The sequence below is a fragment of the Streptomyces sp. NPDC026062 genome, from assembly GCF_055568375.1.
In genome coordinates this window covers 21,884-45,458 of the sequence record NZ_JBVHOQ010000044.1, presented here as the reverse complement: position 1 = coordinate 45,458, position 23,575 = coordinate 21,884, and the positions used below count along the sequence as shown (strand labels likewise).

General features: G+C 73.1%; 18 protein-coding genes and 1 riboswitch. Of the genes, 4 read left to right on the top strand and 14 right to left on the bottom strand.

Going from position 1 to position 23,575, the window contains the following annotated elements; all coding sequences use genetic code 11:
• Positions 1 to 143: 143 nt before the first annotated feature.
• Positions 144 to 1,244 (top strand): SCO1860 family LAETG-anchored protein, encoded by a 1,101-nt coding sequence (locus ACZ4LX_RS31195; RefSeq protein WP_467650223.1) that lies wholly within the window; start codon positions 144 to 146, stop codon positions 1,242 to 1,244.
• Between the two features lie 120 nt (positions 1,245 to 1,364).
• On the opposite strand, the gene cobC is transcribed toward ACZ4LX_RS31195, so the two are convergent.
• The 5 genes from cobC to cobM are packed head-to-tail and all read right to left on the bottom strand — an operon-like array spanning position 1,365 to position 7,217.
• The gene (cobC, locus tag ACZ4LX_RS31190) at positions 1,365 to 2,459 is read right to left on the bottom strand and encodes an Rv2231c family pyridoxal phosphate-dependent protein CobC (protein WP_467650224.1); all 1,095 of its coding nucleotides are present in this window, start codon (positions 2,457 to 2,459) and stop codon (positions 1,365 to 1,367) included.
• Positions 2,443 to 3,354: a sirohydrochlorin chelatase gene (locus tag ACZ4LX_RS31185; protein WP_467650225.1), complete on the bottom strand. Its 912-nt coding sequence runs from the start codon at positions 3,352 to 3,354 to the stop codon at positions 2,443 to 2,445. Before ACZ4LX_RS31185 ends, cobC begins: the two co-directional genes overlap by 17 nt.
• 49 nt (positions 3,355 to 3,403) lie before the next feature.
• Positions 3,404 to 5,128, bottom strand: coding sequence for a precorrin-3B C(17)-methyltransferase (gene cobJ / locus ACZ4LX_RS31180; protein WP_467650226.1), 1,725 nt, complete (start codon positions 5,126 to 5,128; stop codon positions 3,404 to 3,406).
• Positions 5,125 to 6,381, bottom strand: coding sequence for a precorrin-6y C5,15-methyltransferase (decarboxylating) subunit CbiE (cbiE, locus tag ACZ4LX_RS31175; RefSeq protein ID WP_467650227.1), 1,257 nt, complete (start codon positions 6,379 to 6,381; stop codon positions 5,125 to 5,127). Before cbiE ends, cobJ begins: the two co-directional genes overlap by 4 nt.
• On the bottom strand, positions 6,378 to 7,217 hold the full coding sequence (gene cobM, locus ACZ4LX_RS31170; protein ID WP_467650228.1) for a precorrin-4 C(11)-methyltransferase: 840 nt from the start codon (positions 7,215 to 7,217) through the stop codon (positions 6,378 to 6,380). Before cobM ends, cbiE begins: the two co-directional genes overlap by 4 nt.
• A gap of 107 nt (positions 7,218 to 7,324) precedes the next feature.
• Between cobM and ACZ4LX_RS31165 the strand changes: the two genes are divergently transcribed.
• On the top strand, positions 7,325 to 8,047 hold the full coding sequence (locus ACZ4LX_RS31165) for a ZIP family metal transporter (RefSeq protein ID WP_467650229.1): 723 nt from the start codon (positions 7,325 to 7,327) through the stop codon (positions 8,045 to 8,047).
• A 5-nt stretch (positions 8,048 to 8,052) separates the two neighbouring features.
• Here the strand turns inward: ACZ4LX_RS31165 and cobI are convergent, their stop codons facing one another.
• From cobI to ACZ4LX_RS31120, 9 genes are all read right to left on the bottom strand, one after another.
• On the bottom strand, positions 8,053 to 8,781 hold the full coding sequence (cobI, locus tag ACZ4LX_RS31160; RefSeq protein WP_467650230.1) for a precorrin-2 C(20)-methyltransferase: 729 nt from the start codon (positions 8,779 to 8,781) through the stop codon (positions 8,053 to 8,055).
• Positions 8,778 to 10,241 (bottom strand): cobyrinate a,c-diamide synthase, encoded by a 1,464-nt coding sequence (locus ACZ4LX_RS31155; protein WP_467650231.1) that lies wholly within the window; start codon positions 10,239 to 10,241, stop codon positions 8,778 to 8,780. Before ACZ4LX_RS31155 ends, cobI begins: the two co-directional genes overlap by 4 nt.
• On the bottom strand, positions 10,235 to 10,834 hold the full coding sequence (gene cobO, locus ACZ4LX_RS31150) for a cob(I)yrinic acid a,c-diamide adenosyltransferase (RefSeq protein WP_148015965.1): 600 nt from the start codon (positions 10,832 to 10,834) through the stop codon (positions 10,235 to 10,237). Before cobO ends, ACZ4LX_RS31155 begins: the two co-directional genes overlap by 7 nt.
• On the bottom strand, positions 10,834 to 12,852 hold the full coding sequence (locus tag ACZ4LX_RS31145; protein ID WP_467650232.1) for a putative cobaltochelatase: 2,019 nt from the start codon (positions 12,850 to 12,852) through the stop codon (positions 10,834 to 10,836). Before ACZ4LX_RS31145 ends, cobO begins: the two co-directional genes overlap by 1 nt.
• A gap of 169 nt (positions 12,853 to 13,021) precedes the next feature.
• A complete protein-coding gene (gene cobN / locus ACZ4LX_RS31140; RefSeq protein ID WP_467650261.1) occupies positions 13,022 to 16,672 on the bottom strand; it encodes a cobaltochelatase subunit CobN in 3,651 nt (1,216 codons plus the stop codon).
• Between the two features lie 20 nt (positions 16,673 to 16,692).
• A complete protein-coding gene (locus ACZ4LX_RS31135) occupies positions 16,693 to 18,234 on the bottom strand; it encodes a cobyric acid synthase (RefSeq protein ID WP_467650233.1) in 1,542 nt (513 codons plus the stop codon).
• On the bottom strand, positions 18,231 to 19,274 hold the full coding sequence (locus tag ACZ4LX_RS31130; RefSeq protein WP_467650234.1) for a cobalamin biosynthesis protein: 1,044 nt from the start codon (positions 19,272 to 19,274) through the stop codon (positions 18,231 to 18,233). The genes ACZ4LX_RS31135 and ACZ4LX_RS31130 overlap by 4 nt, the downstream gene beginning before the upstream one ends.
• A 134-nt stretch (positions 19,275 to 19,408) precedes the next feature.
• A riboswitch (cobalamin riboswitch) is annotated at positions 19,409 to 19,540 on the bottom strand.
• A 162-nt stretch (positions 19,541 to 19,702) separates the two neighbouring features.
• Positions 19,703 to 19,948 (bottom strand): hypothetical protein, encoded by a 246-nt coding sequence (locus tag ACZ4LX_RS31125; protein WP_467650235.1) that lies wholly within the window; start codon positions 19,946 to 19,948, stop codon positions 19,703 to 19,705.
• A gap of 44 nt (positions 19,949 to 19,992) precedes the next feature.
• On the bottom strand, positions 19,993 to 21,255 hold the full coding sequence (locus tag ACZ4LX_RS31120) for an inorganic phosphate transporter (RefSeq protein ID WP_467650236.1): 1,263 nt from the start codon (positions 21,253 to 21,255) through the stop codon (positions 19,993 to 19,995).
• 236 nt (positions 21,256 to 21,491) lie between these two features.
• Here ACZ4LX_RS31120 and ACZ4LX_RS31115 point away from each other — a divergent pair, with 236 nt between their 5' ends.
• Both ACZ4LX_RS31115 and ACZ4LX_RS31110 read left to right on the top strand, forming a co-directional pair.
• Positions 21,492 to 22,154, top strand: coding sequence for a class II aldolase/adducin family protein (locus tag ACZ4LX_RS31115; RefSeq protein WP_467650237.1), 663 nt, complete (start codon positions 21,492 to 21,494; stop codon positions 22,152 to 22,154).
• Positions 22,155 to 22,327: 173 nt separating this feature from the next.
• Positions 22,328 to 23,455, top strand: coding sequence for an alpha/beta hydrolase (locus tag ACZ4LX_RS31110; RefSeq protein WP_467650238.1), 1,128 nt, complete (start codon positions 22,328 to 22,330; stop codon positions 23,453 to 23,455).
• Positions 23,456 to 23,575 lie beyond the last annotated feature (120 nt).

The following is a 23,575-nucleotide window of genomic DNA, read 5'->3' as shown; positions in this document are numbered from 1 at the left end:
CCCTTTGGGGTGAACTCACTTCAGGTGTCCGCCAGTTCACCCTCTGTGCGTAAAGATTCACGGAGTCGAGGCCACCGGTGCCCGCGATGTCCCCCATTGGACGGCGCCGGTGGCTCCATGTCTCTTGTGGGGGTTCCACCATCTTGAACAGCAACACCTTCCGCCTCGCCGCCCTGGCGGTCGCCGCCGCTCCCGTCGCCCTGCTGGTCGCCGTCCCGGCCCGGGCCACCACCGCGACCACGACCGTCGGCGACGGGAAGGCGAGCGCGGTCGTGCTCCGCACCGCACTCGGCGTCTCGCTACTCGACAAGACGATCGATGTGCCGCTCACCGCCACGCTCAACGAAGTGCACGCCCCGCGGAGCGCCGAGAAGACCGCACTCACCGTGAAGCTCGACGGAGTGGAGGGCGGGGAGCCGGTCAACGTGCTGCGTGCCGATGTGGCCACGTCGAAGGCGACCGTCCACAAGCACCGCGCGGAGGGCTACAGCAATCTGGTGAAGGCGCGGCTGCATCTGCCCGGCCTGCCGGCTCTCCCGCTGATCGAGGTCGAGCAGGTCACCTCCAAGGCGGTCTGCGAGACCGGCCACAAGCCGGTGGCGGAGTCGAACCTCCTGGGGCACGTGAAGGTCCTGGGCAAGCGCGTCACCCTCACCGCCGGGGGCGGCACCCGGGTCGCGGTGAAGGGCATCGGCGAGGTGACGCTCGATCTGTCGAGGACGAGCACCACCTCGCGCACCGCGGCCGCTGTGGCGTTCCAGCTGAAGGTCTCGGTCAATCCGCTCGAACTGAACGTCGCCGATGTGAAGGGCGAGGTCACACTCGCCGAGGCCACCTGCGAGACGCCGGGGGCGGGCGCCGGCACGGGCGGCGGGGAGAGCGGGGGCGGCGACGGGGGCGGCCACAGCGGGGGTTCGGCCGACGGCGGCGGCGACAGCAGTGGTTCGACCGGCAGTGGTTCGACCGGCAGTGGTTCAACCGGAGGCGGCTCCACCGACGGCGGGTCCGGCAACGCCGGTTCCACCGCGGGCTCGGCAGGCACCACGGCCGGTGACACCGGTGGCGACACCGGTGGTGACGTGAAGCCTCAGACCGGCACGGGCCGCGCGCCCCGGAACGCCGACGGCGACCTCGCCGAGACGGGCAGCAGTTCCGCCACGCCGTACGTCGCCGGTGGCGCCGTCCTCCTGCTGGCAGCCGGAGCAGGAGCGACCGTCGTCGCCCGGCGGCGCGCGCGGGGCTGACATCCGGCGCGTCGGGGCCCGAGGGGGCGACCGGGGGGCGTAGGGAGAAGTGAAGGGGAGCGGTGTTCCGGATACGGAGCGCCGCTCCCCGGCTGGCCCGGGGCCGGCCGGACAGGTCCGTTACCGGCTGACCGCGGACAGCGCCTGAAGCGCCTGGTCGAACGCCTGGAGGAAGCGGTTGGTCGTCGTACGGTCCCGCACGGCCAGCCGCAGCCAGTCGGCGCCGAGCCCGGGAAACGTATCGCCACGCCGGGCCGCGAAACCCAGCATCCGCAGCCGCTCACGTATCTCGGCCGCCCGCTCAAGCCGGACCAGCACGAACGGTCCCTGCGCCGGTTCCACCACCTGTATCTCGGTGAACTCCCGCAGACCCGCCACCAGATGACAGCGGTCGACCGCGATCCGGTCGGCCGCGGCGGACGCCTCGGCCAGCGCCCGGGGCTCCACGCACGCCTCGGCCGCGGCCAGCGCCGGGGAGGACACCGGCCAGAGCGGCTGCGCCTCCTCCAGCGTGCGAATGGTCTCCGGCGAGGCCGCCACGTAACCGATCCGCAGCCCGGCGAGCCCCCAGGTCTTGGTGAGGCTGCGCAGGACCACGAGCCCCGGGACGTCCGGACGGGCGCACAGCGCCTCGCGCTCGCCCGGCACCGCGTCCATGAACGCCTCGTCGACCACCAGCGTCCGCCCGGGACGCGCCAGCCGCTCCAGCACGGCAGCGGGATGCAGCACGGACGTCGGGTTGGTCGGATTGCCGATCACCACCAGATCGGCGTCGGCCGGCACGGCCGCCGGATCCAGCCGGAACCCCTCGTCGGCCCGCAGCAGGACCCGTCCCACCTCGTGCCCGGCCGCGCGCAGCGCCGCCTCCGGCTCGGTGAACTGCGGATGCACCACGACCGGCCGCCGGGCCGGCAGCGCCCGCGCGATCAGCACGAACGCCTCCGCCGCACCCGCCGTCAGCAGAAGCCGCTCCGGCGGCAGTCCGTGCCGGGCGGCGACGGCCGCACGCGCCGCGCGCCCGTCCGGGTACGCGGCGAGCTCGCCCAGGGACGCGGCGATCCGCTCCTTCAGCCAGTCCGGTGGGGTACCGGCCCGTACGTTGACGGCGAGATCGGTCAGATCCCGGTCCCGTCCCCGTACCTCCGCGTCACCGTGGTGCCGCAGATCGTGCGCGCCCGCGCCTGTCGCGTCGGGACTCTCAGTGGGAGTGTGCATGACCGCCATGGTGGGGGTGGTGGTGATGGCCGTCGTCGTCAGGGTGGAAATGCGGCTGCTGCGGCAGTCCCACCTTGTCCTCGAAGCCCGGCAGTGCGATCCGGTACACGCAAGAGTCGCAGTTCATCCGCAGATCGCCCTTGACGGCCTCCCGATAGCGCTCCATGACCAGATCGAGCAGTTCTTCTGCGGCACCGATCACCTCGGCCGGCCGGACGTCCAGCTCCGGATGGGCGGCTGCCCACTCCTCGGTCTGGTGACGCACGCGGTCCGGCAGGATGCCCGTGAAGAGGAAGTACGGCAGAACGACTATGCGCCTCGCACCCAGCTTCACGCAACGGTCGAGACCGGACGGCACATCAGGGGCGGCCAGCGAGACGAACGCCGTCTCCACACCCGCGTAGCCCCGGCCCTCCCAGAACAGCCTCGCCGCCTTGTAGACCTCGGCGTTGGCGTCCGGGTCGGTGGAACCGCGTCCCACCAGCAGGATCGTCACCTCGGACCGGTCGGTGTCGCCCAGCACCGCGTCGACCCGCCGCTCCAGCACCTTCAGCAGCTTCGGATGGGGGCCCAGCGGGCGTCCGTACGTGTACGAGATGCCCGGGTGGCGCTCCTTCTCACGGGTCAGCGCCGCAGGAATGTCCCCCTTGGCGTGCCCGGCCGACACCAGCATCAGCGGAACGGCGGCGAAGCGTGTGACGCCCTGCTCGACGAGCTCGGTCACGGCGTCGCCGAACGGCGGCGGCGAAAGCTCGATGAAACCGCCCGCGACGGGCAACCCGGGGTTACGGGAGCCGAGTTCGGCCACGAAGTCACGGAAGGCGGCGGCACCGCCCTCGTCCCGGGTGCCGTGGCCGGCGATGAGCAGTGCGGGCTGAGCGGGCGGGGTGTTCACGGGTTCTCCTCGGTGTTCCGGAAGGCGGGGGAAAGGGGGGAGGGCCGGGTCACGGGGTGGCCGCCGGCGCGGGGGCGGCCGTGGCCGACTGCCAGCGGTAGCCGCGCGGGGTGACCATGCGGCCCGCGATCTCACGGGTCGCCGTGTTGCCGACGGTGACGACGGTCATCATGTCGACGGACGCCGGGTCCAGCGCCGCCAGCGACGTCACCCGGCTGGACTCGTCGGGCCGCGAGGCGTTGCGTACGACCCCGACCGGTGTGGCCGGCTCCCGGTGTCCGGCCAGGATCGACAGCGCCTTCGGGAGCTGCCAGTCGCGGCCCCGGCTGCGCGGGTTGTAGAACGTCACGATGATGTCGGCCTCCGCGGCGGCCCGCACCCGGCGCTCGATGACCTCCCACGGCGTGTGCAGATCGGAGAGGCTGATCGAGACATGGTCGTGGCCCAGCGGGGCACCGAGGATCGCGGCCGCGGCCAGCGCGGCCGTCACACCCGGAACGCCCACTACGTCGATGTCGGCGCCCGCCTCGGCCAGCGCGGGCGACGCCATCGCGTACACGCCCGCGTCACCGCTGCCGATCAGCGCCACGGCATGTCCCTTGCGTGCCTCGGCGACCGCGGTACGGGCCCGCTCCTCCTCGGCGCCGAGACCCGACTCCAGAACCGTGGTGCCCGGCCGCAGCAGGTCCCTGATCTGGTCGACGTACTGGTCCAGCCCGACCAGCACCGACGCCCGCCGCAGTTCGTCACGGGCGCGCGGCGTCAGCAGGTCGCGCGCCCCGGGGCCGAGCCCCACGACGGCGAGACGCCCGCGCGGGGTCCGGCGCACCACCGCGCAGGTCGCCATCGCCGCCCGGCCCCCGGGCCGCGACTTCCGCTTCGGTACGAGGAGTTCACCGCCCCCGGCCAGCGCCGCGGCCTCCGCCACCGAGGGCGTGCCGACGGCGGCGAGCGGCGCGTCGGAGGGATGCGGCACCTCGATCCGGGCCAGCTCCTCGGCCGGGTACGTACGCAGCGGCACACCCAGCCGCGCGGCGGCGGCCACGATCCCCGGCTCCCCGGCCTTCGCGTCGACCGTCACCAGCTCCGCGACGCTCAACGGCGAGAGCCCGGCCTCCGACAGGGTGTCCCGGATCAGCCCGAGCACCTCGTCCTCGGGTGCCTGCCTGGACGCGCCGACCCCGACGGCGAGCGAGGCGGGCCGCAACGCGGCCTCCCGCGCCCCGAGTTCCACGATCCGGTCGGTGACGTGCAGTACCGCGGACCCGGCGGCGCCGGGGCTCACATGCGGCGGCAGCGCGGGCAACGGGTGTACCGCGTCCGCCCGCAACGCCACCGGAGCACCGTCGAGCAGCGCCCGCGACACCCCCGCGACATCCCCCTCCACGGGGAGCCCCAGCATGTCCAGACCCGGAACGTCCACCGCGTCCGTCGCCGTCGTCACCACCGGCGCCGCGCCCAGCACCTCACCGACCGCCACCGCCAGGGCGTTGGCGCCGCCGGCATGCCCGCCCAGCAGCGCCACGGCATGGTGCCCCGCCTCGTCGACGCAGACGACACCCGGGTCGGACGTCTTGTCCGTGAGCAGCGGCGCGACCAGCCGCACCACGGCCCCCGTCGCGAGGAAGCACACCAGTTGCTCGCACTCGGCGAACGCCCGCTGCACGGCCTCGCGCACCGGGCCGTCGTAGACCACGGCACGGCCGGGCCAGGCCGAGGCCAGCCGGTCGCGGGCGACGGCGCCCGCCGCCGTCGCGGAGATCAGGCCGATCACTGGGTTGCTCCTTCACTTGCACCGGCCGAGGAGCGGACGCCCCACAGCAGAAAGACCGGATTGGCCGGGGCGAGCCGGGTCACGTCACCGGGCAGCGGCGCCAGCCGCGAGGACTGGAGCAGCACCCCCTCGGGCACGAAACCGGCGCCGGCCAGGGCCGACCGCACCTGCGGCACCCGGTCCAGGGCCGCCACCGCTACCACCACGGCACGCCGCGCACGCCGGGCGCACGCCGTCACGATCGCGGGCAGTTCACGCCCGCCGCCGCCGACGAACACCGCGTCGGGGTCCGCCAGATCGGACAGCACTGTGGGCGCGGCCCCGTGCACCGCCCGTACGCACACCCCGTGCGCGGCGGCGTTCGCCTGGATCCGCTCGACCCCGTCCGCCGTCTTCTCGACGGCCACGGCCGCCGCGCCGAGCCGCGCGCACTCCACCGCCACCGATCCCGAACCGGCACCGATGTCCCACACCAGATCACCGGTGCGCGGCCCGAGCCGGGCCAGCGCCAGCGCCCGCACCTCGAACTTGGTGATCATCGAGTCCCGGTGCTCGAACTCCGCCTCGTCCAGCGCCCATCCGGCCGGACCCGCGGCCGGACCCGCCACCGTCCGCACCGGCGAGAGCGCCCGCGACTCGTCCAGGCACAGCACCACACTCACCGGATCCGGCCACTCCCGGGCCGCCGCCTCACGTGGCGTCAGCCGCTCGACGCGCTCGTGCTCCGGATCCCCGAGCGCCGACGCGACGACCAGGGTCCGCTCCTCGCCCCGGTACAGCAGCCCCGCCGCCAGCTCCGCGGGCCCGGCACCCGGCCCCGTCAGCACCGCGACCTTGGGGTGCGCGAAGCACACGTTCACCGCGGTCCGCGGATCACGCCCGTGCGCGCTGACGACGACCGCGTCGTCCCACGGAAGCCCCAGCCGGGCGAACGCCACCGCGATCGACGGCGCACCCGGCCGGACATCGAGCGCCGAGGGACCGAACCGCTCCGCCAGCGCCCGCACGATCCCGAAGAACCCCGGATCACCGGAGGCCAGCACCACCACCCGGGCACCGTCGTCGGCCAGATGGCTCCCGATCCGGTCCAGAGCCGGAGCCAGCGGCCCCAGCACCACCCGGGTGGCACCCTCCGGCAGCGCGGCGGCGTCCAGATGACGCCGGGCCCCGGCCACCAGCGTGGCCCGCGCCAGCGCCGGCCCGGCATCGGGGCCGAGCGGCGCCCCCGTCCCCGTACCGAAGACCCGGATCACGAGCCGGACCGCTGCGCGCGCAACTCGGCCCGCGCCGCCTTGTCGGCCTTGCGGTACCCGTGGAAGTGCCCCGGGTGGTACAGATGCGAACGCGTCCCCGACGCCGACAGGGCCGGGCCGACCAGGAAGAGCGTGTGCTTCCAGAGCTTGTGCTCCTTGACCGTCGCCTCCAGCGTCTCGATCGTGCAGCGCAGGACCAGCTCCTCCGGCCATGTCGCCTGGTACGCGATCACCACCGGCGTCGACGTCGGGTACCCGCCCTCCAGCAGCTCCTGAGTCAGCTGACCCGACCGGGCCGCCGACAGGAACAGCGCCATCGTCGTGCCGTGCCGGGCGAACTCCCGCACCTCCTCGCCGGGGGGCATCGGCGTCTTGCCGCCGCCCAGCCGGGTCAGGATCACCGACTGCGCCACCTCCGGGATCGTCAGCTCGCGCTGCACGAGGGCCGCCACCGCCGAGAACGACGACACCCCGGGCACGATCTCCACCGCGACGCCCAGCTCCCCGCACCGGTCCACCTGCTCCTGCGTGCCGCCCCACAGCGCCGGGTCGCCGGAGTGGATCCTGGCCACCCTCAGCCCCTCCGCCGCCGCCCGCCGGTACACGGCGACGACCTCTTCGAGGGACATCTGGGCCGAGTCCAGGATCTCCGCACCCTCCCGGGCGTGGTCCAGGACCTCCGCCTGCACCAGGCTGGCCGCCCAGATGACGATGTCGGCGTCCGTGATGGCCCGCGCCGCCCGGAAGGTCAGCAGATCGGCGGCGCCGGGGCCGGCACCGACGAACGTCACGGTGCCGCGGGCGGGCGCGGCGGCTGCGTCGACTGCTTCGGACATGGGACGGGTCCTTTCGGGAAACATGCATCGGAAACGTGGGAAGGACGGGGGACGGGCGCGGGCACCCTGAGATGCGCGCACCGGGGTCAATCGGCTAGCAAGGGCCCATGGCGGTGTTCGTCGCGCTCGGCGCGTTCCTGATGACCCTGGCAGGCGGCTGGGTCGCCCAGCGCGTCACCGACCGCCGCCACCTGGTGCTCGGATTCGCCGGCGGACTGATGCTCGGAGTCGTCGGACTGGACCTGCTGCCGGAAGCCATCGAGGCGGCGGGCGGCCTCGTCTTCGGCGTACCGGCGGCCCTGCTGCTGTTCGTGGGCGGCTTCCTCTTCGCGCACCTGGTCGAGCGGCTGCTCGCGGTACGCCAGGCCGCACACGGCGCGGGTGAGGAACGCGTGCCTCAGGTCGGGCTGACGGCGGCGGCCGCCATGGTCCTCCACAGCCTGATGGACGGCGTGGCGCTCGGTGCGGCCTTTCAGGTGGGCGGCGGCATGGGAGCGGCCGTAGCCCTCGCCGTCATCACCCACGACTTCGCCGACGGCTTCAACACGTACACGATCACCAGCCTGTACGGAAACGCCCGCCGCAAGGCCCTGACGATGCTGTACGCGGACGCGGCGGCGCCCGTCGTCGGCGCGGCGACCACGCTCCTGTTCACCCTTCCGGAGGAACTTCTCGGCTGCTATATCGGCTTCTTCGGCGGGGCGCTCCTCTACCTCGCCGCAGCCGAGATCCTGCCCGAGGCACACCACGAACACCCGGCCCGCTCCACCCTGCTGTGCACGGTGGCCGGAGTCGGTTTCATCTGGCTGGTGGTGGGCCTCGCGCAGTGACCGCCTCACAACTTGCCGCCCCGCCCGCCGCCGCGGGGCGCCGGCGCGATCAGCGTGGAGAGATACGGCAACGGCCCGTCGGCCAGCTCCGCCGCCGGCCGGATCGACTCCTCCGGCAGCCCGAGCGCCGAACCCCACACCGCGTCCTCGGTCCGCCCCGTCTCGCGCAAGGCCGTGGCGACCTCCTCCGCCAGCCGCCCGAACTTGTACGCGACGACCGTCCCGGGGCCCTCCAGCGCCTCCTTCAGCACGGCAGCCCCGGCGGTCACCGGCACCAGCGTCAACGGCTCGGTGCCCTCGGTCAGCACCGCGCCACTGCGCGCCGCCAGATCCTGCATCGCGGTGATCCCCGGCACCGTCACCACGGCCGTACCCGGCAGCAGCTCACCGATCGTGTGCGCGAGATACGTGAACGTCGAGTACACGTTGGGGTCGCCGATCGTCGCGAACGCCACCGAACCACGCGTACGCAGCAGCTCCGCGACCCGCGCCCCCGCCGCGTCCCACGCCGCCTCCCGGCGCGCCCGGTCCGTCCGCTCGTTCAGCGCGAACACGACGCGGACGACCTTCTCGGCCCCCACGTAGTGCAGCACCGTCGCCTCGGCGCGCCCCTGTTCACCCGTGTCCATCACGGGCACCACGACGACGGCGGCGTCCCGCAGGGCGTTGACGCCCTTGACCGTCACCAGCTCCGGATCACCGGGCCCGACCCCGACCCCGACCAGCGTGTTCATCCCTTGCACCTCTCCACGAACCGGCGGGCCGCACCGGGCGCCGAAGCCCCGTGCGTATGCAGATAACTCGCGTGCACGCCCTGCTGCACGAACCCCTCGACGCGCCGCTCCGGCCGGTGCATGCCCCAGGCCGGAGCGTCCCCGGCCCCGGGCTCCAGCACGGTGCGGTGGAACTCGTGCCCGCGCATCCGCGTTCCCGCGGCGGCCAGCACGCTGTCGGAGAGCGCCACGGCGTCCCGGTACCCGAGCGTCAGCCGCTCGGACATCCGCGCCTCGGCGTCCAGCACCCCGCACATGGGCAGCCCGTCGAGCGACCGCGCCAGGTACAGCAGCCCGGCACACTCGGCGGCCACCGGCGCCCCGGAGACGGCCAGCTCAGCCACGGCCTTGCGCAACGGCTCGTTGGCCGACAGCTCGGGCGCGTACACCTCGGGGAAGCCGCCCCCTATGACGAGCCCCCGCGTCCCTTCGGGCAGCGCCTCGTCCCGCAACGGATCGAACGGCACGACCTCGGCACCGGCGGCGGCGAGCAGTTCGCTCTGCTCGGTGTAGGAGAAGGTGAAGGCGGGCCCGGAGGCAACGGCGACGACGGGAGCCCCGGCCTCAAGCTCCTCCCGCGCGCCTTCCAGCCCGTCCGGCGACCGAGGAGCGGGGCCCGGGGCGGAGCCCCGGTTGAGGGAAGGGGCGGCGAGGGGAACAGCCCCGCCACAGGTGGCATCGCCCCCCACCGCCTCCGTCGCGCTCCACACCTCTCCCGGCACCGGAGGCGCGGACCGCGCCAGGGCGAGCAGCGCCTCCAGGTCACAGCCCTCCCGCACCCGTTCCCCCATCGCCGCGACAGCGGCCACCGCGTCGCCCCGCCGCTCCGCCACCGGCACCAGCCCCAGATGCCGCGACACCACCGCCACCTGCTCGGCGCGCCGCAGCACCCCCAGCACCGGCACCCCCGACTCGTCCAACGCCTCCCGCAGCAACGCCTCGTGACGGTCGGAGCCCACCTTGTTCAGGATCACCCCGCCGATCCGCACCTGCGTGTCCCACGAGGCGAAGCCATGCACCAGCGCCGCAACCGAACGCGACTGCGACGACGCGTCCACGACCAGCACCACCGGTGCCCGCAGCAGCTTCGCCACCTGGGCGGTGGACGCGAGTTCACCGTGCCCCGAGGCCCCGTCGTACAGCCCCATCACGCCCTCGACGACCGCCAGGTCGCACCCCTGCGCACCATGCGCGAACAACGGGGCGATCAGCTCAGGACCGCACATGTACGCGTCGAGATTGCGCCCCGGCCGCCCGGTGGCGAGCGCGTGGTAACCCGGGTCGATGTAGTCGGGCCCCACCTTGTGCCCGGACACGGCGAGCCCCCGCCCGGTGAGGGCGGCCATCAGGCCCGTCGCGACGGTGGTCTTGCCGCTGCCGGAGGACGGCGCGGCGATGACCAGGCGCGGAACGTTCACCACTCGATGCCCCTCTGGCCCTTCTGCCCGGCGTCCATCGGGTGCTTGACCTTCGACATGTCGGTGACCAGATCGGCGGCGTCCACCAGCGCGGCGGGAGCGTTGCGCCCGGTGATCACCACATGCTGACTGCCGGGCCGCTCGCGCAGCACCTCGACGACCTCGTCGGTGTCGACCCACCCCCAGTGCATCGGATAGGCGAACTCGTCGAGGACGTACAGCCGGTACGTCTCGGCCGCCAGGTCGCGCTTGACCTGCTCCCAGCCCTCGCGGGCCGCCGCCTCGTTGTCCAGCTGCTGGTCGCGCTGGACCCAGGACCAGCCCTCGCCCATCTTGTGCCAGGCCACGGACCCGCCCTCGCCGCTCGCGCCGAGGACCTTCAGCGCGTTCTCCTCGCCGACCTTCCACTTCGCCGACTTCACGAACTGGAAGACCCCGATCGGCCACCCCTGATTCCAGGCGCGCAGCGCCAGCCCGAAGGCCGCCGTCGACTTGCCCTTGCCGATGCCGGTGTGCACCACCAGCAGCGGCCGGTTGCGGCGCTGGCGCGTGGTGAGCCCGTCGTCCGGCACGCTGACCGGCTGTCCCTGCGGCATTAAGCGGCCTTCCTGCTGTAGCCCTGAACGTCCTTGACCAGCCCGGCGATCGAGTCGGCCCGCAGCTCGTCGAGCGTGACGGCGGTACCGCCCAGATCGCGTGCCAGACCGCCCGCGAGCCCGAGCCGTACGGGCCCCGACTCGCAGTCCACGACGACGGACGCGATGCCCTCGGCCTCGTGCAGCCGCGCCGCCCGCGAGGCCAGCGCCACCGGCTCCGGCCCGCCCGTCGCCCGTCCATCGGTCACCACGACCAGCAGCGGCCGCCGCGAAGGATCGCGCAGCCGCTCCACCCGCAGCACGTCACGGGCCTTCAGCAGCCCGGCGGCCACCGGGGTGCGCCCACCGGTCGGCAGCGTCTCCAGCCGAGCGGCGGCGGCGTCCACGGACGACGTCGGCGGCAGCGCCACCTCGGCGTCCTTGCCCCGGAAGGTGATCAGCCCGACCTTGTCGCGCCGCTGATAGGCATCCATCAGGAGGGACAGCACCGCACCCTTCACGGCGGTCATCCGCCGGCGGGCCGCCATCGACCCGGACGCGTCCACGACGAACAGCACGAGGTTGGATTCGTGACCTTCTCGTACCGCTTGCCTGAGGTCGTCATGACGCAGAACAAGTCCGGTTCCCTTACGGCCCCGCGCCCGCTGGTGCGGGGCGGCGGCCTGCACGGTCGCGGCCAGGTGCAGCTTGGTCAGCACACCCCGCGGACGCCGCGCACCGGTCGTGCGCCCGTGCTCGGTGCGGGCGCGGGACCGCCGCCCGGCCGCACCCTCGCCCAGACCGGGCACGCTCAGCATCTTCGTACGGAACGGCTCACCGGCCCGGACGGGCTGCTGCTCGCCGCCTCCGCCGGCCTGTCCCTGTTCCTTCTCCCCGCCCTGCTCAGGCACGGACCGCGCGGGCGTGTCGTCGGCCCCGCCGTCGCTCCGGGGCGGCGTGTCCGGCCCGTCGCCCTCCGGCGGCCGGCCGCCGCCACCGGGCCCGTCCGGGTCCGGATCGTCGTCCTCGCCACTGTTCTGCTCCAGCGTGTCGTCGAGCTTGCCCTCGTCCAGCCCCGGCGCGTCGAACGGGTTGCGCCGACGCCGGTGGGGGAGCGCGAGCAGAGCGGCCTGCCGCACGTCCTCGGCGAGCACGTCCGTACGCCCCGCCCAGGCGGCGAGCGCCGTGGCGGTCCGGGCCATCACGATGTCGGCTCGCATCCCGTCGACCTCGAAGGCAGCGCAGGTCGCGGCGATCTGCCGCAAGGCACCGTCGCCGAGACGCACTTGCGGCAGCAGCGCGCGTGCCCCGAGGATCCGGGCCCGCAACGCGCCTTCCTCGTCGCTCCACCGGGCAGCGAACGCGGCCGGATCGTCTTCGTACGCGAGCCGACGCCGCACGACCTCGACCCGCAGATCGGTCTCACGGGAGGCGGCGACCTCGACGGTCAGCCCGAAGCGGTCCAACAACTGGGGGCGCAACTCGCCTTCCTCGGGATTCATGGTCCCGACAAGAAGGAAGCGCGCGGCATGCCGTACGGAGACGCCTTCGCGCTCGACGTACGAAGCGCCCATGGCGGCCGCGTCCAACAGCAGATCGACCAAGTGGTCATGCAGCAGATTGACTTCGTCGACGTACAGGATCCCGCGATGAGCGTCGGCCAGCAGCCCCGGCTCGAAGGCCTTCACGCCCTCGGCGAGCGCCCGCTCGATGTCGAGCGCCCCGACGAGTCGGTCCTCGGATGCGCCGACGGGCAGCTCGACCGTCCGTGCGGCCCGCGACACGCCGGTGCCGGCCTCGTGGGGCCCGTCGGGACACGCCGGATCGGGCGCGTCCGGGGCACAGGAGAACCGGCACCCAGGGATGACGGACACCTCAGGCATGAGCGCGGCCAGCGCGCGCACGGCGGTGGACTTGGCAGTGCCTTTCTCGCCGCGGACGAGGACGCCGCCGACGGCAGGTGAGACGGCGTTGAGGAGCAACCCGAGCCGCAGGTCGTCCTGTCCGACGATGGCGGTGAAGGGATACGAAACACTCACGCGATGATCACTCCTTCAGGTGATTCCGGGGCGAATGGCCGCTGGTCTGACGCGATGTCGGCGAGAGCGAGCGTGTGCTCCCCCTGGACGCGGGGATGTCCCGAGCACGAGATTGCCCTCGCGGCCTTCGCGTGCGTGCTCCCCGCGGACGCGGGGATGTCGGGGAAGCTCACCCGTCCCCCTCCAGATCACCCTCAAGTTCGAGGTAGGTCGCCCGGAGCCGGTCCAGGGTCTCCTGGTCCGGCTCCGCCCACAGACCCCGCTCCGCCGCCTCCAGCAACCGCTCCGAAATGCCGCGCAGCGCCCAGGGGTTGGACTTCTGCATGAACTCCCGGTTCTCCGGGTCGAACACGTACTCCGCCGACAACTTCTCGTACATCCAGTCGTCGACCACCCCCGCCGTCGCGTCGTACCCGAACAGGTAGTCCACGGTCGCTGCCATCTCGAAGGCGCCCTTGTACCCGTGCCTCCTCATGGCGCTCATCCACCGGGGGTTCACCACCCGCGCCCGGAAGACACGGTGTGTCTCTTCGGACAAGGTCCTGGTTTTCACCTGATCCGGCGTCGCCGAATCCCCCACGTACGCCTCGGGCGATTCCCCGGTCAGATGCCGCACCATGGCGACCATGCCGCCGTGGTACTGGAAGTAGTCATCGGCATCGACGAGGTCGTGTTCCCTCGTGTCGACATTCTTTGCCGCCACCGCGATCCGCCGGAACGCCGTCTCCATGTCCCCGCGCGCCGCCCGCCCCTCAAGCCCCCGCCCGTACGCGTAACCGCCCCAGACGGCGTACACCTCGGCCAGGTCCGCGTCCGAGCGCCAGTTGCGCGCGTCGATCAGCGGCAGCAGGCCCGCCCCGTAAGCCCCCGGCTTCGAGCCGAAGATGCGTGCCGTGGCCCGTCGGCGGTCGCCGTGCTCCGCCGTGTCCTCGTCGGCGTGCGCCCGTACGTAGTTGGCGTCGGCCGGCTCGTCCAGCTCCGCCACCGCCCGTACCGCGTCGTCGATCAGGCCCACCACATGCGGGAACGCGTCCCGGAAGAAGCCCGAGATGCGGACCGTCACATCGATGCGCGGCCGGCCCAGCTCGCTCACCGGCACCACCTCGAAGCCCGTCACCCGGCGCGAGGCGTCGTCCCACACCGGGCGGCAGCCCAGCAGCGCCAGGATCTCCGCGATGTCGTCGCCCTGGGTGCGCATCGCCGAGGTGCCCCACACGGTCAGGCCGACCGACTTCGGGTAGTTGCCCGTGTCCGCGAGGTACCGGGCGATCAGCGAGTCCGCGAGCGACTGGCCGACCTCCCACGACAGCCGGGACGGAATCGCCTTCGGGTCCACGGAGTAGAAGTTCCGGCCCGTCGGCAGCACGTTGACGAGCCCGCGTGTCGGTGAGCCCGAGGGGCCCGCCGGGACGAAGCCGCCGTCCAGCGCGAGCAGGATGTGGTCGATCTCGTCCGTCGTCCGGGCCAGCCGGGGCACGACCTCCTCACAGGCGAAGCCCAGGACGGCGACGGCGTCCGGGAGTTCGAAGCCCAGCACCTCCCGTGCCAGGCCGGCCACCTCCGAGAGCTCCCAGCCGCGCGCCTCCATGCCCTCGGCGAGCCGGCGGCACAGCTGCTCCAGCAGGTCGATGGCGTCCGCGCCCGTCCGCGCGGGGCCGTCCACCAGCGCCGTCAGCTCGGCCGGCACCTTCACCACCGCGCCCGGCTCGCCCAGCAGCTCCTTCTCGCTGAGCCCGAAGTGCTCGGCGATGGCCGCCCGCAGCCCCGGCAGCGCGTTCGCCGTTCCGCCCCACACCTGCGAGGCGCGCAGCACGGCCAACACCAGGTTGACCCGGGCCTCGTCGACCGGGCCGCCGCCCAGGACGTGCAGACCGTCGCGGATCTGGACGTCCTTGATCTCGCAGAGGTAGCCGTCGATGTGCATGACGAACGAGTCGAAGTCGTCGTCGCCCGGCTGCTCGTCGACATGCAGGTCGTGATGGAGCTCCGCGGCCTTGACCAGCGTCCAGATCTGCGCCCGCACCGCAGGTGCCTTCGTCGGGTCGAGGTCGCTGACCAGCGCGTACTCGTCGAGCAGCTGCTCCAGCTTCGCGAGGTCGCCGTAGGTGTCGGCGCGGGCCATCGGCGGGACCAGGTGGTCCACGACCGTGGCGTGGCCCCGGCGCTTGGCCTGGGTGCCCTCGCCCGGGTCGTTGACGATGAACGGGTAGATCAGCGGCAGTTCGCCGAGGACCGCGTCCGGGCCGCAGCCGGCGGACAGGCCGAGCCCCTTGCCGGGCAGCCACTCCATCGTGCCGTGCTTGCCCATGTGGACGACGGCGTCCGCGCCGAACGTGTTCTCCAGCCAGCGGTAGGTGGCCAGGTAGTGGTGCGAGGGCGGCATGTCCGGGTCGTGGTAGATCGCGATCGGGTTCTCGCCGAATCCGCGCGGCGGCTGGATCAGCACCACCACGTTCCCGAACCGGAGCGAGGCGAGGACGATGTCGTCCCCGTCCACGTACAGCGAGCCCGGCGGCTCGCCCCAGTGCTCCAGCATGGAGTCCCGCATCGCCGGGTCCAGCTTCGCGAACCACTCCTGGTAGTCCGCCAGGGGCACCCGCGCGGGGGCGGCGGCGAGCTGCTCCTCGGTCAGCCACTCCACGTCGTGGCCGCCGGCGTTGATGAGGCGGTGGATGAGCTCGTCGCCGTTGTCCGGGTGGCCGTCGACGCCGTAACCGGCATCGCGCAGCGCGTCCAGGACACGGACGGCGGAGGCGGGCGTGTCCAGGCCGACCGCGTTGCCGACGCGGGAGTGCTTGGTGGGGTAGGCCGTGAAGACCAGGGCGAGCTTCTTCTCGGCGTTCGTCCTGTGCTTGAGGACGGCATGGCGGACGGCGATCCCGGCGACGCGGGCCGCGCGTTCGGGGTCGGCGCGGTACACGGGGACCTCGTCCGGGCCCTGTTCCTTGAAGGAGAACGGCACGGTGACGAGCCGGCCGTCGAACTCCGGGATGGCGACCTGCATCGCCGCGTCCATGGGGGAGAGTGCGGCGTCGGACGCCTCCCAGGCGGCACGGGAGGAGGTGAGGCAGAGTCCTTGCAGCACCGGCACGTTCAGATCGGCGAGCGCACCGATGTCCCAGGCCTCGTCGTCGCCCCCGGCCGAGGCGTCCGACGCGCGGGTGCCGCCGGCCGCGAGCACCGTGGCGACCAGGGCGTCGGCCCGGCCCAGCAGCTCGTACAGCCCGGCGTCGGCGCCGCGCAGCGAACCGCAGTACACCGGAAGGGCGTTGGCGCCGCGCGCCTCCACGGCGTCGCACAGGACGTCGACGAACGAGGTGTTGCCGGAGAGGTGGTGGGCCCGGTAGAAGAGCACGCCGACGGTCGGGCGGCCCTCGGTGAACGTACGGCTGCCGTGCAGCCCCCACTCGGGCATCTTCTCCGGTTCGGCGAAGCCGTGTCCGGTGAGCAGGACGGTGTCGGAGAGGAAGCGGGCCAGCTCGACGAGGTTCCCCGGGCCGCCCTCCACCAGGTACCTCAGCGCCTCGGCGACGACCCCGGCCGGTACGGACGACTCGGCCATCAGCTCCGCGTCCGGCACGCTCTCACCGCCGAGCAGCACGGTCGGGATGCCCGACGCCCTGAGTGCGGCGAGCCCGTCCTCCCACGCACGTCGGCCGCCCAGCAGACGGACCACGGCGACGGAGGAGCCCTCGATCAGCGCGGGAAGTTCCTCATGGACGTCGATACGGGTCGGGTTGCCGATCCGGTACGGCGCGCCCGAGGCACGGGCGGCCAGGAGGTCGGTGTCGGCGGTCGACAACAGCAGCACGGTGCTCAGCGGGGCGGTCAGCGGGGCGTTCATGCGCGTGCTCCAGGTGCTCCGGGGGCGATGAAGGGAAGTCCTGCCGGTGCGCCCGACTCGATGAGTCGCCACAGCGCATCGGTGTCCGCGTGTTCTTCGACGAGGTCGCCGAGGCGGTCGAGCTGTTCCTCGCGCAGCGCGGCGAAGCAGGTGTCGGGGGCGGGGACGAAGCGGCGGCCGGCGGCCCGTGCGATCTCGGTCAGGAAGCGGCGGCGGAAGGCGTCGCTCTCCAGCGAGCCGTGCCAGTGGGTGCCCCACACGCTGCCGGACCGGCAGCCGTCGAGGCGCTGTCCGCCACCGTCGGTGAGGAACGGCTCGCCGCCGCGCACATCCGCGACCCCGTGGTGGATCTCGTACCCCTCGACCGGAGCGCCGAGCGCCTCGCCGGCCGGCCGGGCGAGGGTCTTCTCGCGGTCGAACCGGATGCGTACGGGCAGCAGCCCGAGCCCCTCGACCTGCCCGGCGCGCGACTCCACGTCGTCCTCGATGTGTTCGCCGAGGATCTGGTAGCCGCCGCAGATGCCGAGGACGGGACGGCCCTCGGCGGCGCGCCGCAGCAGCGCGTCCGCGAGCCCGCGCTCGCGCAGCCAGGCCAGCGCCGTCACGGTGCCCCGGGTGCCGGGCACGATGACGAGGTCGGCGTCGTGCAGTTCTTCGGCCCGGTCCACGAACCGCACCACGACGCCCGGTTCGGCGGCCAGCGCGTCCACGTCGGTGAAGTTGGACATCAGCGGCACGGCGCACACGGCGACGCGCAGGATGTCCTCACCGTGCGGCGGCGCGACGACCGACTCCCGTACGGCGCCGCGCAGCGAGACCCGCAGCCCGTCCTCCTCGTCGATGCCGAGACCGTGGGCGAACGGCAGCACCCCGTAGGACGGCCGGCCCGTCAGATCGCGCAGCATGTCCAGACCGGGCTCCAGCAGCGAGACGTCGCCACGGAACTTGTTGACCAGGTAGCCGGCGATCAGCGACTGGTCCTCGGCCGAGAGCAGCGCCGTCGTACCGAAGAACGAGGCGAAGACCCCGCCCCGGTCGATGTCGCCGACCACCACCACCGGGAAGCGTGCCGCCCGTGCGATGCCCATGTTCACGATGTCCGTGCGCCGCAGATTGATCTCGGCCGGACTGCCCGCCCCTTCGCAGATCACCGCGTCATACGTGCCCCGAAGCTGCTCCAGGCAGTCCACGACGGTGGACAGAAGCGATTCCTGCCGGCCGCCGTGGTAGCCGCGCGCGCTCATCTCGCCGACCGGACGCCCCATCAGGACGACCTGGCTGGAGCGGTCGCTGCCGGGCTTGAGCAGCACCGGGTTCATCAGTGCGGTCGGCTCCACCCGGGCGGCCTGGGCCTGCATGGCCTGGGCACGGCCGATCTCGGCGCCCTCGCGGGTGACGAAGGAGTTGAGTGACATGTTCTGCGCCTTGAACGGCGCCACCTTCACGCCCCGGCGTACCAGCCAGCGGCAGATGCCGGCCGTGACGACGCTCTTGCCCGCGTCCGAGGTGGTCCCGGCGACCAGCAGCCCGCCGCTCATGTCGGTCTCCGTTCGGGGAGTCGGGGTTGTGGGAGTGGCGCTCCGGAGGGCCGGGACCCCGGGAGCCGAGTGCCTGCGGTGCGGGTCCCCGCGATCCTTCGTGCCGCGAGCCCCGCACCCAGACGGGCGGCCACGCTCACGCCGAGGGCCAGGGCGCTCACCCGGCGCGACAGCCGTACGGCCCGTTCGATGTCCCCGGGCTCCACCGCGCGGCCCGTCTCCCCGTTGAGTACCGGGCGGTGCTCGACCCGGCCGCCGTAGGCGAGCGTTCCGCCGAGGCGTACGCCGAGCGCGCCCGCGAACGAGGCCTCCACCGGACCCGCGTTGGGGCTCGGGTGCTTGGCCGCGTCGGCCCGCCAGGCGCGCACCGCTTCCCGTGGCCGCCCCCCGGCGGCCACGGCGAGCAGGGCCGTCAGCCGGGCGCCCGGCCAGCCAGCGAGGTCGTCGAGGCGGGCCGAGGCCCAGCCGTAGCGCAGGTAGCGGGGGGACTTGTGGCCCACCATCGCGTCGAGCGTGTTGGCGGCGCGGAATCCGACGAGTCCGGGGACCCCGCCCAGCGCACCCCAGACGAGGGCGCCGACGACGGCGTCCGAGGTGTTCTCGGCGACGGACTCCACGACGGCGCGGGCGATCTGCGGCCCGTCCAGGGACTGCGGGTCGCGGCCGCACAGATGCGGCAGCCGCTCACGGGCCAGTTCGATGTCCCCGGCGGTCAGGGCATCGCCGATGGACCGTGCCTCGCGGCCCAGCGACGTGCCGCCGACGACGGACCAGGTGGCGGCTGCGGTGAGGGCGACGGACCCGGCGGGGTGGCGGCGCAGGGCGCGGGAGGCCAGTGCGGCACCCCCGGCGGCGCCTCCGGCGCAGACCAGGGTGTGCAGGGCGCCCCACCCGCGGTGGTCGCGCCACAGACGGCGTTCGACGCCTGCCGCGGCCCGCCCGAAGGCGGCGACCGGGTGCCCCCTGCGGGGGTCACCGAGCAGCAGATCGCCGATCAGACCGGCCGTGGCGCCGTACGCGAAGATGCGATCGGCACGCACGGGTCAGCCGGCCGTTGCGCCTCGAAGGACCTTGGGGCCTGTTCTGAGTTGCACAGGAGCGAACGCACGGCAGCCGGGCATGGCGAAATGTCCTCACTCAGGGTCCGCGCCCTGGTTCGACGTGACGGCGACGAGAGTCTCCTGGCTTCCGGATCCGCAGTTCCCCCGGCCTTCCAGTCCGCTTGCGTGGACCGTGACTTCCCGTGGTGGGGGACTGCTCCCCGGTGACAGTGGCGGGACCGCGCCGGATTCGCACCGGCTTCCTCTGCTGTCGCCGTAATGGCTCCGGCAGTCCACCACGCTCTGCGAACGTCCGTCAACTTGCCGTTGACCTGCGGAGGTGCAGTGTGCGCAGACGCACATCGGGCCGGGTGCGCACGAAGTGCGTCCGGCCCGATGCGGGTGAGCTGGGAGGGGCGGGTGTGACGTCAGGCGACGATCAGATAGATGCCGTAGGCCACCGCGGCGGCGCACAGTCCGAAGCAGACGTACCCGCCGGCGCGGGCCAGCCTGAGCGATGTGCCCGCCGGCCCGCCTGCCGGGCCGCCCTGGGCGGCCGGTTCCGGCTGCTTGGAGAGGCCGACGATGCCGAGGGTGAAGAGGCCCACCAGGGCGACGGTGGCGACGAGCGAGACGCCGAAGACGGTGCCGAGGGCTGCCCAGTCGATGTTCATGGTGATCTGTCCTTACCGGAGGCTCTGGGACCGTGGTGGGTCGTTCAGACCGTGGCGGGTCGGGCCGGGTCGGAGACCGGACCGGCGGGGGCCGGGATGGTGGCCGTGAGGTCGTGGGGCTGAGCGGCCGCGGTGGGCGGCGGGCTGACGGCCGCGATGGCCGTGGTGACGACACCTGCGGGCTCGGCTTCCGCGGCGGCCGGGGCGACGTCGTCGTGGCCGACGGGCTTGCGCCGCGACAGCAGCCAGATCGCACCGGAGCCGGCGACCAGCAGCGCCGCGACGACCACCACACCCCAGGTGCCCTGCTTGGTGAGGAACTCCGCGCCCGCACCGACCAGACCGGCGGCCGGCAGCGTCAGACCCCAGGCGACGAACATCCGCGTGGCGGTCGACCAGCGGACCACACCGCCCTTGCGGCCGAGGCCCGCGCCCATGACGGCACCGGAACAGGACTGGGTGGTGGAGAGGGAGAAGCCGAGGTGCGAGGAGGCCAGGATGACCGTGGCCGCACTGGTCTGGGCGGCGAAGCCCTGCGGCGGCTTCAGCTCGGTCAGGCCACTGCCCATGGTGCGGATGATGCGCCAGCCGCCCAGGTAGGTGCCGAGTGCGATGGCGAGACCGGCGCACACGATGACCCAGACCGGCGGGTTGGAGCCGGGGGCCAGGACGCCACCGGTGACCAGGGCGAGCGTGATGATGCCCATGGTCTTCTGGGCGTCGTTGGTGCCGTGGGCGAGCGATACGAGCCCGGCGGAGGCGATCTGCCCGGCGCGGTATCCCTTCGCGGTGGCCTTCTCCTGGGCGCCGCCCGTGACCTTCCCGCCGATGCGGTACGTCAGCTTGGTGGCCAGCAGCGCTGCCACACCGGCGACGACCGGGGCGGCGACCGCAGGGAGCAGCACCTTGGTGACGACGGTGCCGCCGTCGACCGACGACCAGCCGGCGGACATCACCGCGGCGCCGATCAGGCCGCCGAACAGTGCGTGGGAGGAGCTGGACGGCAGGCCGACCAGCCAGGTCAGCAGGTTCCACAGGATGGCGCCGACGAGCGCCGCGAAGATGACCTCGGTTCTGAGCCCGTCTTCGTTGACGATCCCGCCGGAGATCGTCTTGGCGACCTCCACCGACAGGAAGGCGCCCACGAGGTTGAGAACGGCGGACATGGCCACCGCGGTCTTGGGTTTGAGTGCGCCGGTCGAGATGGTTGTGGCCATCGCGTTGGCGGTGTCGTGGAAACCGTTCGTGAAATCGAACACTAGAGCTGTCACGATCACAATCGCGAGCAGCAGCGTGATGTGTTCCATTTACCCAGGCAATCGTTCGACGTCAGTGGCACGTGGACCGTAGGCAATCTGGGTGAACGGAAGATGAACTGGGCAGGGCGTTGCGGTGACCCCGACCGGGGCGGCGCAGTCCCATGTGTCCGCCGTGCGACGGCGTGATTCCGCTACAGGCCGGTGTGGGCCCGGGATCCGGAGTCCGGGCGGGCCTTCGGGGGAGGGGCGGCAGCGGGCCGCTCATCCGTGGAAAGGATCTTCGAATGAGCAGCGAGTGGCGGGATTCGATCGAACAGGCCTGGGACGCGGTCGTTGCCGCCGCCCGCAGAACGGCCACCGAAGGGCTGGTCGTGGGCACCTCGGGCAACGTCTCGGCACGGGTCGGCGCGACCGTACTGGTCACCCCGAGCGGAGTGCCGTACGACCGGCTCCGTCCCGGGGACCTGGTGGGTGTCGATCTGGAGGGGAACCAGGTCCTCGGTGAGCTGGTCCCCACCAGCGAACTCCCGCTCCATCTCGCGGTGTACCGGAACACCGACGCGGCGGCCGTCGTACACACCCACGCGGTGCACGCCACGGCCGTCTCCACCCTGGTCGCCGAGGTGCCGTCGGTCCACTACGCCGCCGCGATGCTGGGCGGCCCCGTCCGGGTCGCTCCGTATGCCCGGTACGGCACCGAGGAACTGGCCGGAAACATGCTCGCCGCTCTGCGCGACCGCACCGGCTGTCTGCTGGGCAACCACGGCACGGTCACCTACGGCGCCACCCTCGACGAGGCGTACGACCGCACCGCCCAGCTCGAATGGCTGTGCCGCCTCTGGCTCACCGCGAGCTCCGTACCCGGCCGCACCCCGGCGCTGCTCACGCCGGAACAGCTGGGCGAGGTCAAGGAGGCACTGAAGGGGTACGGACAGCGGCCGGACTGAACCACATACGGACCGGGCCAGGCCGGGGACCGCCCGGCCCCGCCCGCCGCCCGGCCCCGCCCGCCGCCCGGCCCCGCACACCCGGCCCCCGGCCGGGCGCCCCCGTGTCGGCCGGCCCACCGGACGGCCCCCGTCCGCTGGCAGCGTGCGGCGGTGCCCCGGAGACTGAAGCCGTGCGCCCCGCTACAGCAACGGCAGCTGCCGTCACCTCCATCCTCGGCGTCGGCGCGGCAGCGGTCGCGGCCGGCCGGTACGCCGGTGGCGTCGCCCTCAAGACGCCGTCCGGACGCCCGTTGCCCGCCGACCGCAGACTCACCGTGCATGCGACGGCGGCCGGTCAGGTCACCCTGACCCGGTCCTTCACGTCGCTGCGCCCCGGAACCTACGGACTGGTGGGCGACGACGTCCACGCCGTGGTGGGACCGGTGGCCGACCAGGCCCACCAGGCCCCCGACACCGTCGTGCGCCGACTGGAACGCGTGAACCGCGGCACCCTGCGCCCCGGCGCCAAGGTCCGCATCACGCCGGAGGTCCACACCGGTGACCCCGCCACCGCCCTCGGCCTCGACTTCCGCGAGGTGGAGATCCCCGGCGAACTCGGCGGCCTGCCCGCCTGGTTCGTGCCGGGCCCCCGCGACACCTGGGTGATCGCCGTGCACGGGCTCGGCACCACCCGGGAACACCCTCTGAACGTGACGGGTTTCCTGCACGGCCAGCAGCTGCCCGTTCTCGACCTCGCCTACCGGGGAGACGCCGGGGCACCGCGCTCCCCGGACGGACTGGCCCACCTCGGCGAGTCCGAATGGCGCGACCTGGACGCGGCCATCCGCTTCGCCGTGCGTTACGGAGCCGAGAAGGTGGTCCTGCACGGCTGGTCCACCGGCGCCTCGATGGCCCTGCACGCCTGCGCCAACTCCGCGCTGCGGGACCGGATCTGCGGCCTCGTCCTCGACTCACCGGTGCTGGACTGGGCCACCACCCTGCGCGCCCTGGCCGCGGCCAACGGCGTCCCGTCCGCCGTGCTGCCCCTCGCCGTCCGTGCCGCCCAGGGACAGACCGGACTGCGCGGAGCCAGGCTCCTGGACACCTCGCTCCCCGCGACCCTGCATGTCCCGACACTGATCTTCCACGGACCCGACGACACCCTGGCCCCCTGGCAGCCGTCCCGGGAGCTCGCCGCCCGCCGCCCCGACCTGGTCGCCCTGCACGCCGTACCCCAGGCTCCGCATGCGGCGATGTGGAATGCCGACCCGGCTCACTACGAAGAGACGCTGCGGCGCTTCCTCACGCCCCTGATGTGAGCTGATGTGCCGCTTCGGCCGGTTGGTCCCGGCCGGTACGGCCGCGCCCCGGCACCGGTGATCCGGGTTCCGTTTGGGCTTTCGGGCTGTCAGAGGCAAGACTGCTCCCCGTGACGTCCC